Consider the following 13749-nt stretch of genomic DNA (forward strand, 5'->3'; position numbering starts at 1 on the left):
ACATCCAGGGTAGGTCTCTGGAGCGGGAATTGAGTATGGGAAAGGCGTTAAGTTTTCAAACGAAAAGGATGCCAAAAATCAAGTTTTGCTACGCAATCGAAAACTCCGAGACGGAATCCAAGCGGAACGTCATCAGGAACGCCTCAAAGTAACTTCTCAGCGGAGTTATGGTTGAGGGACAGAGCGGGGCGATCGCCCTCCTGTGGAAAGATACAGCAGCGCTTCGTAGGCCCAGTGGTCGGGTGGCACATCGGAAAATGGCAGTACAGGACGCTGAGTGTCGATTTGTCCAATGGAGTCTTGTCCAATGGTATCTGCGCGACCATCGCTGGACGGAGCGGGCACGGGGGGCAGCGGTTGCAATGCTGGAAAGCCCTGCGGGTCAGAAATTACTGGAGACGGGCTAAGCTCAATCTGGACGGGAATCGAGGCAGACGGCTGGCGATCGTGGGACTGCTCTTGGGCCTGGGCAAGCGGGACAAAACTAGCCCATGCAGCTAGGCTAGAAGCGATTGATACACCCGCCCAGGTTGCCGCAGCAGCAAGACGGAAATGCTTTAGAAACGGGCGATCGCCAGCAAGCGGGTTCACAGCAGCTTGATCTACCAACTGATTTACCAACTGATTTACCAACTGACTTACCATCGGCTTCACCATACGCTGTCCTTTCTGTTTCAATTTCTTCTGTCTCAGTTTCAGACACGGAATCCTCTTAATCGTATCTTGTCCAACTCATGACTGTGGGATCTATCGCCATGTCAACGCCTCCCAAAACCCTCCTCATTACGGGCATCAGCGGCTTTTTGGGATGGCATATCTACCAGGCGACCCGCGCCAGTTGGACGGTCTACGGCACATACCAAACCCGGCCCGTGTCCTTTGCTGATGCGAACACGCTGGCGCTGGATCTAACAGACTTTGCTGCTCTCCAGCAGGCATTCCAGGAGATTCGCCCGGATGCAGTAATCCACACAGCCGCCCTGTCTCAGCCCAACGCCTGCCAAACCCAGCCCGAATTGTCCCACCAGATTAATGTCCTCGCCAGCCTAAACCTGGCCAGCCTCTGTGCCGATATGGGCATTCCCTTTGCCTTCACCTCCACCGATCTGGTATTCGACGGACACCACGCGCCCTACCGCGAAGCCGATCCGGTCTGTCCTCTCAGCCTTTATGGGGAGCAAAAGGCAGAAGCCGAAGTCGGAATCCTGAGCCGCTATCCAAAGGCTGCCGTTTGCCGGATGCCGCTGATGTTTGGCGCTGCGCCCACGGCCCCTAGCTTCTTGCAGCCGTTTTTGCAGAAGCTGCGCGATGGTGAGGCGCTGCGTCTGTTTACCGACGAGTTTCGCACGCCCATCAGCGGACGCGACGCAGCAAAGGGCCTGCTGATGGCGCTCGACAAGGTTCAGGGTCTGGTTCACCTGGGCGGGCCAGAGCGGCTGTCTCGCTATGAATTTGGGCTACGAATGGCGGCGGCGTTTGGCCTTTCCCCTGATTCGATCAGCCCGTGCAAGCAGGCGGATGTGCCCATGCCCGCCCCGCGCCCGCCAGACGTGTCGATGGATAGCAGCTACGCCTTTAGCCTGGGCTATGCGCCGGGGGGCGTGCTGGAGGAGTTGCGGGCGTTGGCTTAGGGTGGTTCTACTACTCCATTACTCGAATTGCGGCGGCGCTCATGCCGGATAGGGTGAAGGTCGCCTGGCCGTTGGGCTGAACGGTGATGGGCGTGGCGCAGGTGGCGGGGTTGGACGCACTGGGCTGGAGCAGGTCGCAGTAGCGGCCGGGGGGCAGGCTGGTTTGAAAGGTGTGGGTGAGGGGCTGGGATTCTCGGTTGATCACCACAAAGGCGCGATCGCCCCGCCCAAAGGCAATCTGGTTTTGCCCGTTGCTCCACCAGTCCACTAGGGGCGCATCGCCGGCCGCGTTGCGAAACTGCACCATTTGCAAAAGGGGCGATCGCCGATGTTCGCAGATCCAGCCGTCGGCGCAGGTTGCAGCGTTGGGGCTGAGGGGCGATCGCGTGTTGCCTTTGGCATCGGCGGGGGGCCCTTGGTCGCCATCTGAAAAGTCGTAGCTCGACATCACCAGCGGCTTGCCGTAGGGATGGGCCAGCATGAACACATTGGCCAGGTCGTAGAGCGTGCCGTCCTTGTAGGTGAGGTAGTTGCCGCCGCCCCCGTGACCCCGCTGCTTGTCGTGGTTGTCGATGAAGACCACCGCCTTTTCGCTAGGAACGAATCCCCAGCCCTCGCCCAACGTTTCTAGCTGCGCCAGGGTTTGCCCGTCGAGTCCAGCAAACTTTTCGCTCACGACTCGTCCATACTCAAACTCGAACACGTCCCCAGAGGCGTAGTATTCGCCCTTTTTCACGGCTTCGGTGCCGGGGTCGATCACTTCCTGATAAATGAAGAGATCAGCCAGGGTCTTGCCTGCTTTCTGTTCTGCCAAGACCTGCTCAAGCTGGGTCAGAATGCCATCCAGGTCGCGGGCATTGATGTGTTTAGCAGCGTCGATCCGAAAGCCGTCGATGCCCAAACTGACCAAATCGGCGAGGTATTCTGCGATCCGCCGCTGCACGTAGGGCGTGCTGGTTTTCAAATCAGCCAACCCCACCAGTTCGCAGCCCGTCACCTCGTCGTGGTTCTGGTAGCTCTCGATGTTGCGGCGACAGTCGTTGAAGTCTTGTGGTTGGTAGATGCCAGGATAGTCGTATTTGGTAAAGACTGACCCGGCGCTGCCGATGCCCTGCTCGACCCCGGCCATGTGGTTGATCACTGCATCGGCGTAGACCTTGACCCCGGCCGCATGGCAGCGGCGAATCATGGACGCAAGCTGAGCGCGATCGCCACTGCGACTCTCCAGCCGATAGCTGACGGGCTGATAGCGCTGCCACCAGGGAAAGCCCCGCTCCGGTAAGACGACGTGTTCCTGGGGCGGCGAAATTTGCACGGCGGCGTAGCCGTTTGGGCCCAAAACCGTTTCGCATTCCTGGGCAATATCGTCCCAGCGCCACTCAAACAAATGCACCATCGCCGCCTGGGACGGGCGTGATTTGATCATCTCTGCATCTTCGACCGCAGCGGCTCGGCCTGTGGGGCGGGCACAACCCGTCATTAACAGTGCAGTCAGCGCGAGTAGAGAGGCACCAAGGGTAAACGGATGTCGCATTTTGAAATGAGCGTGTGCAAAACAAACGAATTTAGTAAAAAGGTCGAGATGCGTGATGGATATGCCCTCAGAGTGCCCAAAAAGCGGGCATTTTTCCCGCAATAAGAATCTCAGTAAGAATTCTGGCAAGAATTTCAGTAAGAATTCCGGCAAAAATTTCAGCCTCATGTTCGATCTGCCTTACCCATCCCCATTCTGCCCTGTTGGCTAGTGGGCTGTCTGTTTCATAGATTCGGTCAGGGGTTTACTCAAAAAGCAGAAAAAGCCACACGCTGGAGGGCGGCGGCCTGGGGTTGGATAGTGCTGAATATTGACTGCTAGATATTTACAGATGTGGGGATAGGCGCTGGATCTCTAATGGATCTTTACTGGATCTTTACTGGATCTCTACTGGATCTCAGCGCTACCTCGATCTACTGCATCCAAATATTCTACATCCAAATATTTTTGAGGCTCTGGCTAAACTGAATCAGCCGCTTGGTTGTCCATTCTTCGTCGCTGGTTTTGGGCTGGACGGTGCGCGGTTCGACCGCATCGATCGACAGACCTTGAGATAAATTTTTCCCTAAATTGAGCAGTTGCTCTGCGGTAGGCAGAGATGTACGGCGCTTGCGGCGAAACCCTCGAATTGTCATCGTAAACCTTCCTCTGTGGCAGCACCCTTGACGGCACTTTTGGTGGCACTTTTATTCAGTGATGAATAAGTGAGAAGCAGCGGCGATCGCCCAAATCCCTTTCCCTAGCCTTTTAACCAAGGCGCGGAACTAACCAAGGCGCGGAACTAACCAAGGCGTGGAAGAATGGGCAAAACCCACTAGGGCGATCGCTCAGGTTTGGGTCAAGGTGCCTCGAACTAAGCCTGTGCGCTGCGATTCCCTAGCACTTCATTGTAAAGTGTGCTACAAAACATAGTGCCGATATTTTCAAAAGTATTAAGGATTACCAGCAGCAGGCGTTTCTCTGGGTGTTTCTCTCGGTGTTTCTCTAACTCTTGGGTTCAGCCATTGCTATCGCTGCTGTTGCGCGGGTCGAGGGCATCGCGCAGCCCGTCGCCCAGCAGGTTAAACGCCAGCACCGTCAGCACGATGAGAAATGCCGGGGCCCACACCAGCCAAGGTTGCAGCACCAAAATCGACGCATTGCTGGCCAGGGACAGCATATTTCCCCAGGAGGGGTCGGGCTGCTGAATGCCGAGTCCCAGATAGCTCAGCACGGCTTCTGCCAGGATAAAGCTGGGAATCGCTAGGGTGGCGGTAATAATCACATAGGTTGCGGTCTGCGGCAGGACGTGGCGCAGGATGATGTAGAGCGATCGCCCGCCCATCGCCCGCGCCGCCTGCACAAAAGAGCGTTCTTTAATTGACAAGACCTGCCCGCGAATTACCCGCGCCAGCCCCGCCCAACTGACAAACGAGGTGATCAGGGTAATCAGCAGAAACCGCTGGGCATTGGTCAATCCCGGTGGCAGCACCCCCGCCAGCGTAATCAGCAGGTAAATGCCGGGGATGGTCATTAGCACTTCGGCAAAGCGCATTAGGATGGAATCTGTCCAGCCGCCAAAGTAGCCAGAGATGCCGCCAATCAGCAGCCCCAACGGAAAGGAAATGAGAATCCCCACTAGCCCGATCGACAGGCTAATGCGGCTGCCGTGAATGAGCCGACTGAGTTGGTCGCGGGCTGCTTCGTCAGTGCCCAGCAGGTTCAGCCGACCGGGGCCAACCGTGCCAAACAGGTGGCGATCGCCCGGAATTCCTGGCAAAATTTCCTTCTCCTGGAACTGCGGATCGGTCAGCGAAAACCGCGTCGGCAGCGGCAGCTTTAGGTTGAGGAATCGATAGGGGTCGCCTTTGACAAATAGACGAATCGGCGACGGCTGGCTAAAGTCTCGCGAAAGCTGGCGATCGCCCGTCTCTAGATCTACCGCGCCCTGGGTGGTGGGATAGACGTGAGGCCCAAGAAACTGACCCTGGGGCGATCGCCAAAACACCTGCGTCGGCGGCAGCAGCGAGCCATCCGTCTGCGACACGTAGGGATCATAGGGGGCAAAAAACTCTGCCCCAATCGCCACCAGATACAGCAACAGCAGCACCAGCGCCCCATAGCGGGCCAGCGAGTTTCTCTTAAGCTTTTGCCACCAATTCATGTGTTTTGCCCTTCGGACAGCCTTTGAATCCCCATGATATAGCAGGGACAAAGGGGTTAGGGGTTAGGAAATCAGAATGATTCTGCCCAGTCCACTGGCTTAGTTGGATTCTCTAACTTGTTACAACAAGTGATGGCAACCTGCTATAGTAAGAGCGTGATGACTTGTTGTGACAAGTCTTGTGACAAGTCTTGTGACAAGTCTTATGACAAGTCAGGTTCGCGTCTAGACGCTATCTTCTAATCAAGAATTATCGAGATAGGACTTCCGCACTTGCGATTAAACTGTCTGAGTTTTGGACGATTTCTCGTGGGTGCAGCCCGCGAGAAATCGTCCAACCACGTAAGTCCTACAAGAATTCCACTGAGTTGTTTATTGAATTGTTCATCTGAGCCATTCATTCAAAAGGCAGGGATCATGGGGTTTTCACAAGAAACGCTGGAATTGGGCAAGGCTGAGGGGGCGATCGCCCCTTGCCGCGAGGTTGCGTCAAATGCCCGACAGGTCTTGTCTACCGAAGAACTCGCCGCGCTGAACCAGCGCTCGACGTGGCAAGGGCTGTGGCAATTGGGCAAGCATTTGACCGTGATGGCAGTCAGCGGCGCACTCTGGGCCACGCAGATGCAAAATCTGCAAAATTTGCAAAATTTGTGGGTGGCGCTGCCAGCGCTGGTGGTCTACGGTTTCAGCCTGGCCTCAATGTTTGCGGCGATGCACGAATCGGTTCATCGGACGGCCTTTGCCAGCAATCGGCTCAACGATGTCGTCGGCTGGCTGGCTGGGCTGCTGTCGTTTTACAACGGCACGTTTTATCGCCGCTATCACAAGTGGCACCACCGCTACACGCAAATTCCCGGCAAAGACCCCGAACTCAGCGACCCCAAGCCGCAAACCCGGCGCGACTATTGGCTGGAAGTGAGTGCGATTCCCTGGTGGATTGGCAAGGTGAAAACGCACCTGAAAATTGCCGCCGGAAAGGTGCAGGACTATCCCTTTTTGCCGGAGAGCGCCTATGCCGACGTAATTCGCTCGACGCGGGTGCAGTTGGGTGTATACGCAGGGGCGATCGCCCTCTCCATTCTCCTCGGACATCCCGCCGCCGTTTTCCTTTACTGGGTTCTGCCTCTGGCGGTGGGTCAGCCGATTCTCCGCGCCATTTTGCTGGCAGAGCACACCGGCTGCACGAACGACGACAACCCGTTTACTAATACGCGAACAACGCTGACCACGTTCCCCATTAAGCTCTTGATGTGGAACATGCCCTTTCATGCAGAGCATCACCTCTATCCCTCGATTCCGTTTCATGCGCTGCCGGCTGCCTATGAACGTTTGTCGGAACGCTGGAGATACGTTGAGAAGGGCTACATTCGAGTCAACCAAAACATTATTGCGGCTCTAAAAACTGCTGCTGAATAGCTAAATCAGTGACCCGATTGGGAATTCTGCCATGAATGCTGCTGCGAACAGCGATGCACAAACCTTTGTGATAAAAGATTACACGCTTCAGTGTGGCGCAACGCTGCCGGAAGCGAAGGTCGTATATCAAACCTATGGAACGCTGGCGGGCGATCGCCGTAATGTCATCCTCTATCCCACGTCCTACGGCGCACAGCATCCTGACATTGAGTGGCTGATCGGGCGCGATCGCATTCTCGATCCAGAGCGCTGGTTCATTGTCATTCCCAATATGTTCGGCAATGGGCTATCCAGTTCCCCCAGCAATAATCCCCATTGCAAACTCAGCGAGTCGGGCTTCTGGTTTACCCATTGGGACAACGTGCGGGCGCAGGAACAGTTGCTCCGCGAGGTGTTTGGCGTGGAAACCCTGGCGCTGGTTTACGGCTGGTCGATGGGAGCGCAGCAGGCCTATCACTGGGGTGCGCTCTATCCTGAACGGGTGCAGCGAATTGTGGCGCTCTGCGGCACGGCCCGCACAACGGAACACAACCAGATTTTCTTGCACAGCCTGCGGACTGCGCTGACGGCTGATCCCACTTGGACGGGCGATCGCTTTGAGGGGGTTCCCGATCGCGGCTTTCGCGCCTTTGCCCGCATCTACGCCAGTTGGGCCGCGTCACAAGCTTTCTACCGCGAAGGGCTGTATTACCCACTGGGCTATACCTCGCTAGAGGACTACCTGCTGCGCGGCTGGGAGGCGGGCTATCGCAAGCGCGACCCGCACAATTTGCTGAGCATGATTGACACCTGGCTGCGCTGCGACGTGGGCGACAATCCGGTCTATCAGGGCGATTATGAGAGGGCGCTGGGTGCGATTCGAGCAAAAACCTGGGTGATGCCTGCCACTACTGACCTGTATTTCACGCCAGAAGACTGCGAAGCCGAGGCACGGCTGATTCCAAGTGCGGAATTCCGCCCGATTCCCTCAATTTGGGGACACCGGGCGGGGAATCCGTATCAAAATCCGGCAGACGAGGCGTTTATCCGTCAGGCGGTTTCGGACGCGCTAGCAGATGCGCTGACGGATGGCTGATGCCCGCGGAAGCCGCTATCCGCGCATCATCCGCAGTCTGCCAAACTCCCAGCGGGTTTGGGGCAGTGGCGCGGCCCATTGCAGCACTTTTTCCATCAGCCACGGCGCAAATCGCTGTCCCCAAAGGGCGAGATGGCTCTGCCAGCCGACGAGAATCTCGCTGCTGCCCCGCGATAGTCCGCGAGTAAGTGCCTGAGCGACCTGCTCTGGGGTCATGGGCAAAATCCAGCGAAACCAGCGGAGATTTCGCGCCATGTCGGTATCGGTCAGGGATGGCAGCAGAGACACGACCCGGACATTGTGCCCCGCCAGCTCGCCCCGCAGCGCCTGCGTAAAGCCGAGAATGGCGAACTTAGTTGCCGAGTAAGTTGCCATCGTGGGCGCGGCCAGCTTACCCATGAGGCTAGAGACGTTGACAATCGTACCTTCGTGCTGGGCCACCATGCGACGAGCCATCAGGCGCGTAATGGTGTACATACCGACCAAGTTGATGGCAATTTCTTCCTGCACTTGGGGCAGGCGGGATTGCAGGAATGGGGCCTGATGCGCCACGCCCGCGCAGTTTACCAGGCAGTGAATCGGGCCGTGGTCGCGCCACGCTTTGGCCACAGCGATGCTGACTTCCGCAGGCTGGCTCAAGTCCAGCGGCAGGGCGATCGCCTCTACGCCCAGTTCTTGCAATTCGTCGGCTAATTCGGCCAACCGCTGGCGATCGCGGGCCACCAGCAGCAGCCGCTTTGCACCCTGATGGGCAAATTCCAGGGCGATCGCCCGTCCAATGCCGCGAGAGGCTCCGGTAATTAGAGCAGTCTTTCCGTAAATCGTCGTCATTACAAAGCCTCCAGTCTTGAAGACTCGCCGCCGAGCAAACGCCACCCATCGCGCCGGGTCTGCTTGCGGCGAGTGAGTGATCCAAATCGGTTTAGTCAGGAGTTTGAAGGAGTCCGAAACTGAGAAGTTATCTTACTTAGTTAAGCAATCGAGTGAAGCAGGAAATCCTGAATGTCCTGGAATGAAGTTCAGGTGAATGGCGCGGCCGCGCCCAGCGTTTGCAGATTTCACAAAGTTCGCAAATACAAGTTCGCAAATACAAGTTTGCAAACACAGGTTCGCAAATACAAGTTTGCAAACACAGGTTCGCAAATACAAGTTCACAAAGAAGAGTTCAGGAATTTGCCAGAGAAACCAAGAGAGATGGTTAAGCGATCTGAACCTCATTGATTGATTTTGGAATCGATCTGGATACGCGAGACAGACCGTAAACCGGATGAGAATCGGATGCTACCGAATCTATTAATTGAGTCCAGCGTTGAAGGGAACTGTCCATCTCATCAATCCAGCAGAGAACGCGATGACGCGGCTGCAAAGCATTGATGAGAGCATTGCCCTGCAAAGCTGACGAACCAGCTAGAGTCATAACGTTCCAAAGCATACGCACAGAGTTTGTCAAGAAAAAATACACACAGCCTGGTCGATTCTGAGAACCGGACGAAGATGGATTCATGCCAGTTCCAGCAATTTCCTGATCCTTCGGCAGGAATTATAGGACGAATCTCGAACCAACTCTAGACAGATGTGATTGATCGAGCGATGTAAATTTATCGAGAACGGAAAAGTATCAACAGTTGGAATAGCGCTATCCATCAGTCGATATGCACACGTTAGCAGCGGGATCAAGCGGCTGCAACATTTATTAGTGAAAATCCGCAATCTTTACATTTTGCAATACTAGCACTCAGGAAGGGCGATCGCCCCTCAGTGCTGCCGATGTGCCGATGGCTCGACTTCTTCTCCAGCGCACCGCTGCAACGGGTGTCCCTTAATTTCTGAGAATAAGCTAGGTTGGGGTTCGCTTCCTGATGGGCGATCGTTCAAGTTTGTAGTCGCAGAAATTTTTGATGGGCTGTTCCTCCCCCAAACAAAAAATTAGTCGAAAAAAACGCACCTGGTTTCCCAGATGCGCCTAAATGAATTGCCAATGAATTGCCTAAGTGAATTTAGGTGGTTGGTTGCAGTTGAAAAATTAGGCGATCGCCCCTTCTGGCGCTTTCACCTGACTCAACAGGTCTTTCAGGGTTTCGCCCTCGATCACCTCTGTTTCCAGCAGCTTCGTGGCAATGGTTTCCAACAGATCCCGGTTGTGCTTGAGGATGTCAAGCGCTTTTTGGTGAGCGGTTTCGACGATATCCTTGACTTCTTTGTCAATGGCTTCGGCGGTTTGTTCGCTGACCATGCGGCGGGGGTTCATCTCGCCTCCTAGGAAGCTGGTTTGCTGCCCCTGCTGATAGGCGAGCGGCCCCAGCACTTTGCTCATGCCATAGGTCGTCACCATGCGCTCGGCCAGGTCGGTGGCCCGCTGGAGGTCATTCGATGCGCCAGTGGTAATGCTGCCAAAGACGATTTCTTCGGCAGAGCGCCCGCCCAGCAGCGTGGCGATTTGTCCCAATAGCTCGGCTTCGCTCAGCAAGAAGCGGTCTTCCGTCGGCAGTTGCAGCGTGTAGCCCAGCGCCGCCATGCCGCGGGGCACAATGGAGATTTTTTCCACTTTGTTGCTGCCGGGCATCACTGCGCCCACCAGCGCATGGCCGACCTCGTGGTACGCCACAATCTTCTTTTCCTGGTCATTGAGGACGCGGCTCTTTTTCTCCAGACCCGCCACCACGCGCTCGATGGCCTCGGCGATGTCTTCCTGGGCGACGGCTTCGCGGCCGTTGCGAGCGGCCAGCAGCGCCGCCTCGTTGATCAGGTTGGCCAGGTCGGCTCCGGCAAATCCGGGTGTGCGAGTGGCGATCGCCTTCAAATCCACATCTGGGCCCAACTTCACGTCCTTGGCGTGAACCTCTAGGATGGCCAGCCGCCCTTGCAAATCTGGGCGATCGACCAGCACCTGACGGTCAAACCGGCCAGGCCGCAGCAGCGCCGGATCGAGGGTTTCGGGGCGGTTCGTCGCAGCCAGCACAATCACCGTCTGATCCCCCGCGTTGAAGCCGTCCATTTCCGTCAGCAATTGGTTTAGCGTTTGCTCACGCTCGTCGTTGCCGCCGTAGAAGCCGCCCGTGGCGCGAGATTTGCCAATCGCGTCTAGCTCGTCGATGAAGATGATGCAGGGAGCCTGCTTCTTTGCCTGCTCGAATAGGTCGCGTACGCGGGAGGAACCCACGCCGACAAAGAGTTCAACAAACTCCGACCCGGAAATGCTAAAGAAAGGCACACTCGCTTCGCCTGCCACCGCTTTGGCCAGCAGCGTTTTCCCGGTTCCCGGCGGGCCAACCAGCAGCACACCCTTGGGAATCCGTGCGCCGATTTGAGTGAACTTACGGGGGTTTTTCAGAAATTCAACAATTTCCTGTAGCTCGGTTTTGGCTTCTTCCACACCCGCTACGTCAGCAAAAGTGACCTTGTTTTCGTCCCCTTCTACGTAGACTTTGGCGCGGCTCTTGCCGATGGACAGCACGCCTTGGCTGCCGCCGCCCGCCCCTCGCGACAAGAAAAACTGCCAGATGGCCACGAAAATCAGTGGCGGAATTACCCACCCCAAAATGTTAGACAGCCAGCCGTTGCGCGGCGGTGGAATGGCGGCAAACTCAACGCCGTTTTCTTCTAGCAGCGAGGGTAGTTTCAGGTCAAAAATGGGTGTAGTTGCTAGGATCTGTCCCTCTTCTGCCGGAGGAACGGGCTTGAGCTGGTAGCGGATTTGCTCTTGGCCGATGTAGGCGCGGGCGACTTCGCCTTCGCTGACCTGATGAATAAACAGGCTGTAGGGAACCTGAGGAATTTGAGGCCCTAGCAGCCCAGGGAGGAGAATATTTGCTAGTAAAAATAAACTAGACACCAGCAGCAGAATGTTGCCGATGACGCGCGATCGCGGGGCTTTGGGCTGGTCTTTAATCGGCATTTGACAATGCTCCTTATTGACGGACAGAACGGACAACCAGAGAAAAACCCTTGAATTGAAGGGCACTCAGAACATGGAGCGGATAGTACAAAAATTCTCTAGCTTTCTTTATTTTAAAGGTTTATGAAGAAGCTGAGAGATAGAAACTGGAAAGGGGCACATCGAAATGTGCCCCCCAAAATGGCGAAATACCCGAACTTGTCAAACGGAACTCGTTAAACTCAGGCGGTAAACTCAGGCGGTCAAGCGGTTTCCAGCCAGTCAAAAATGCGGTCGAGCTGTTCTAGCGTAATTAGTCCGTATTGCCACAAGATCATCGGCAGCAGGTTCGAGTCTTGCTCTGGCTGTTTGAGGGCGATCGCAATTGACTCGGTTGGAATGGAGAGTTCCTCCCGCAGAAACTTAATGAGCCTGGCTTGAGTTGTGGATTCGTTCGTCATAGTATTCGCCATATTATTTGCCATTTAGGGTGTGTGACACGAAGAAACGTAGTCTTTTTGTTAACTTTTGCAACAATCTTTCAGGATTGATGTTGAAGATTATAGCGATAATCTCACCTTGCGTCCCCACCAAAAGGATTACTTCACTTAACTTTGTCGATATTTCATGGGGCGGATTCTGGTTTCTGGGGCTGTCCAGGCATTCTCAGATTGTGGCGGACTGTAGCGGATTGTGGCGGGTTGTAGCGGATAGGCTGCCTTAAAAATGAGAATTGCCCCGACGCTGGTTCAGGAATCGCTGTGAAACGCCTCTGTCGGGCGACGAGCGTGTGGCTCATCCGGCCCAACAATGCTGTAAGAGGATGTTTGAAAAGTCCTACTGTTTGTAGCAAAGCGTGCAAGATCCCCCTAAATCCCCCTTAAAAAGGGGGACTTTAAGGCGGTTTCCCCCCTTTTAAGGGGGGCTAAGGGGGGATTTCTGAGTGCTTAACATTACTGAAATCAATACTGAGCAATGGTGCTTGAGGACTGCCCAGCCTTATGAAATGGATTGATAATCTGCCTCGGTGGGTGACCTGGGGACTGGCGCTGCCGCTGGTCGTGCTAAACGGCTGGGCGCTGCTGGTGGTAATGGACTACTTTCGGCAGCTTCTGACAATTTTTGTGGGGGCAAACCTGCTGGCGTTTGTGCTGAGCTATGCGGTGCGCTGGCTTCAGCGGCGGGGGCTATCGCGCGATCGCGCGATTTTGCTGGTGCTGCTGGCGACCCTGTTTCTGCTGCTGGTGCTGGCGGTCACGCTGATTCCGATTCTCCTTGACCAAATTAATGGGCTGGTCACCAAACTGCCTGCCTGGATCGAATCGGGCAACCAGCAGTTTCAGGATATGCAGCGCTGGGCCACAGCGAGACGGCTTCCGGTAGACCTGATCGATTTTGTGGCGCGGCTCCAGGAGGCGCTGGTGGCCCAGCTTCAGCCGCTCAGCAGCGGTGTGTTGGGGCTGGGCATTGGGCTGGCGGGCAGTGCGCTGGATTTTGTAATCACGATCGCCCTCACGTTTTATCTCTTGCTGCACGGTGAGACGCTGTGGGCCGGCATTCTCCGCTGGCTGCCGGGTTCTCAGGGAGGACAATTGAGGCGATCGCTCCGCCAAAGTTTCCACAACTATTTCAGCGGTCAGGCGATGCTGGCGCTGGTCATGGGGCTGTCGATGATTACGGTTTTCCTGCTGCTGCAAGTGCCGTTTGGGCTGCTGTTTGGGCTGGCGGTGGGCGTGATGACGCTGATTCCGCTGGGCGCACCGCTGAGCATTTGCCTGATCAGCTTTTTGGTCGGGCTGGGCAGTTTTTGGGTGGGTGTCAAGATGCTGGCGGTAGGGATTGTGGTGGATCAGGCGATTGAAAATGCGATCGCCCCCCGTCTCCTCGGCCGCTTTACGGGTCTAAATCCTGCCTGGGTCATTGTGGCGCTGCTGATTGGGGCCAGGGTGGCGGGCGTGCTGGGAATTTTAATGGCCGTGCCCACCGCAGGGTTTGTGAAGTCGCTCCTGGAACTGTCTCGGACGGAGGAACCCAAGGAGCTTTATTGACTGAACGATTCCACTAAACGCCCAATCC

The 13749-nt window shown here is 55.8% G+C and carries 11 protein-coding genes; 4 read left to right on the forward strand and 7 right to left on the reverse strand.

The features are described 5' to 3' along the window. Positions 1-165 precede the first annotated feature (165 nt). A complete protein-coding gene (locus tag HNI00_RS13395) occupies positions 166-657 on the reverse strand; it encodes a hypothetical protein (protein ID WP_316786931.1) in 492 nt (163 codons plus the stop codon). Positions 658-755: 98 nt separating this feature from the next. On the opposite strand from HNI00_RS13395, the gene HNI00_RS13400 reads away from it, so the two are divergent. Then, on the forward strand, positions 756-1631 hold the full coding sequence (locus HNI00_RS13400) for an SDR family oxidoreductase (RefSeq protein WP_316786933.1): 876 nt from the start codon (positions 756-758) through the stop codon (positions 1629-1631). Positions 1632-1641: 10 nt separating this feature from the next. On the opposite strand, the gene HNI00_RS13405 is transcribed toward HNI00_RS13400, so the two are convergent. From HNI00_RS13405 to HNI00_RS13415, 3 genes are all read right to left on the reverse strand, one after another. Then, positions 1642-3111 carry an alpha-amylase gene (locus HNI00_RS13405; RefSeq protein WP_316786935.1) on the reverse strand — a complete coding sequence of 490 codons (1470 nt, stop codon included), beginning with the start codon at positions 3109-3111 and terminating at the stop codon, positions 1642-1644. Between the two features lie 485 nt (positions 3112-3596). Further along, complete coding sequence (locus HNI00_RS13410; RefSeq protein WP_316786937.1) at positions 3597-3800, reverse strand: hypothetical protein; 204 nt, start codon at positions 3798-3800, stop codon at positions 3597-3599. Positions 3801-4162: 362 nt separating this feature from the next. Then, positions 4163-5308 carry an ABC transporter permease gene (locus tag HNI00_RS13415; RefSeq protein WP_172354211.1) on the reverse strand — a complete coding sequence of 382 codons (1146 nt, stop codon included), beginning with the start codon at positions 5306-5308 and terminating at the stop codon, positions 4163-4165. Positions 5309-5725: 417 nt separating this feature from the next. Here HNI00_RS13415 and HNI00_RS13420 point away from each other — a divergent pair, with 417 nt between their 5' ends. Both HNI00_RS13420 and HNI00_RS13425 read left to right on the forward strand, forming a co-directional pair. Beyond that, positions 5726-6724, forward strand: coding sequence for a fatty acid desaturase family protein (locus HNI00_RS13420; RefSeq protein WP_316786939.1), 999 nt, complete (start codon positions 5726-5728; stop codon positions 6722-6724). Between the two features lie 31 nt (positions 6725-6755). Continuing rightward, the gene (locus tag HNI00_RS13425) at positions 6756-7799 is read left to right on the forward strand and encodes an alpha/beta fold hydrolase (protein WP_316786941.1); all 1044 of its coding nucleotides are present in this window, start codon (positions 6756-6758) and stop codon (positions 7797-7799) included. A 15-nt stretch (positions 7800-7814) separates the two neighbouring features. Here HNI00_RS13425 and HNI00_RS13430 read toward each other — a convergent pair whose 3' ends face one another. From HNI00_RS13430 to HNI00_RS13440, 3 genes are all read right to left on the reverse strand, one after another. Then, positions 7815-8630 (reverse strand): SDR family NAD(P)-dependent oxidoreductase, encoded by an 816-nt coding sequence (locus tag HNI00_RS13430; protein WP_316786943.1) that lies wholly within the window; start codon positions 8628-8630, stop codon positions 7815-7817. Between the two features lie 1192 nt (positions 8631-9822). Then, a complete protein-coding gene (gene ftsH4 / locus HNI00_RS13435) occupies positions 9823-11694 on the reverse strand; it encodes an ATP-dependent zinc metalloprotease FtsH4 (protein WP_316786945.1) in 1872 nt (623 codons plus the stop codon). Between the two features lie 242 nt (positions 11695-11936). Beyond that, entirely contained in the window at positions 11937-12134 is a 198-nt protein-coding gene (locus HNI00_RS13440) for a DUF2949 domain-containing protein (RefSeq protein ID WP_172354216.1), read from the reverse strand. Between the two features lie 540 nt (positions 12135-12674). On the opposite strand from HNI00_RS13440, the gene HNI00_RS13445 reads away from it, so the two are divergent. Next, positions 12675-13721: an AI-2E family transporter gene (locus tag HNI00_RS13445; RefSeq protein WP_316786948.1), complete on the forward strand. Its 1047-nt coding sequence runs from the start codon at positions 12675-12677 to the stop codon at positions 13719-13721. Positions 13722-13749: the final 28 nt, after the last annotated feature.

The sequence above is a fragment of the Thermoleptolyngbya oregonensis NK1-22 genome (assembly GCF_032705245.1).
GTDB lineage: Bacteria > Cyanobacteriota > Cyanobacteriia > Elainellales > Elainellaceae > Thermoleptolyngbya > Thermoleptolyngbya sichuanensis.

What these genes read in the sequence shown, in the direction of transcription:
- HNI00_RS13440 (WP_172354216.1), bottom strand. Translation starts at nt 12,134, where the DNA reads ATGACGAACGAATCCACAACTCAAGCCAGGCTCATTAAGTTTCTGCGG.
- HNI00_RS13400 (WP_316786933.1), top strand. Translation starts at nt 756, where the DNA reads ATGTCAACGCCTCCCAAAACCCTCCTCATTACGGGCATCAGCGGCTTT.
- HNI00_RS13395 (WP_316786931.1), bottom strand. Translation starts at nt 657, where the DNA reads ATGGTGAAGCCGATGGTAAGTCAGTTGGTAAATCAGTTGGTAAATCAG.
- HNI00_RS13430 (WP_316786943.1), bottom strand. Translation starts at nt 8,630, where the DNA reads ATGACGACGATTTACGGAAAGACTGCTCTAATTACCGGAGCCTCTCGC.
- HNI00_RS13420 (WP_316786939.1), top strand. Translation starts at nt 5,726, where the DNA reads ATGGGGTTTTCACAAGAAACGCTGGAATTGGGCAAGGCTGAGGGGGCG.
- HNI00_RS13410 (WP_316786937.1), bottom strand. Translation starts at nt 3,800, where the DNA reads ATGACAATTCGAGGGTTTCGCCGCAAGCGCCGTACATCTCTGCCTACC.
- HNI00_RS13425 (WP_316786941.1), top strand. Translation starts at nt 6,756, where the DNA reads ATGAATGCTGCTGCGAACAGCGATGCACAAACCTTTGTGATAAAAGAT.
- ftsH4 (WP_316786945.1), bottom strand. Translation starts at nt 11,694, where the DNA reads ATGCCGATTAAAGACCAGCCCAAAGCCCCGCGATCGCGCGTCATCGGC.
- HNI00_RS13415 (WP_172354211.1), bottom strand. Translation starts at nt 5,308, where the DNA reads ATGAATTGGTGGCAAAAGCTTAAGAGAAACTCGCTGGCCCGCTATGGG.
- HNI00_RS13405 (WP_316786935.1), bottom strand. Translation starts at nt 3,111, where the DNA reads ATGACGGGTTGTGCCCGCCCCACAGGCCGAGCCGCTGCGGTCGAAGAT.
- HNI00_RS13445 (WP_316786948.1), top strand. Translation starts at nt 12,675, where the DNA reads ATGAAATGGATTGATAATCTGCCTCGGTGGGTGACCTGGGGACTGGCG.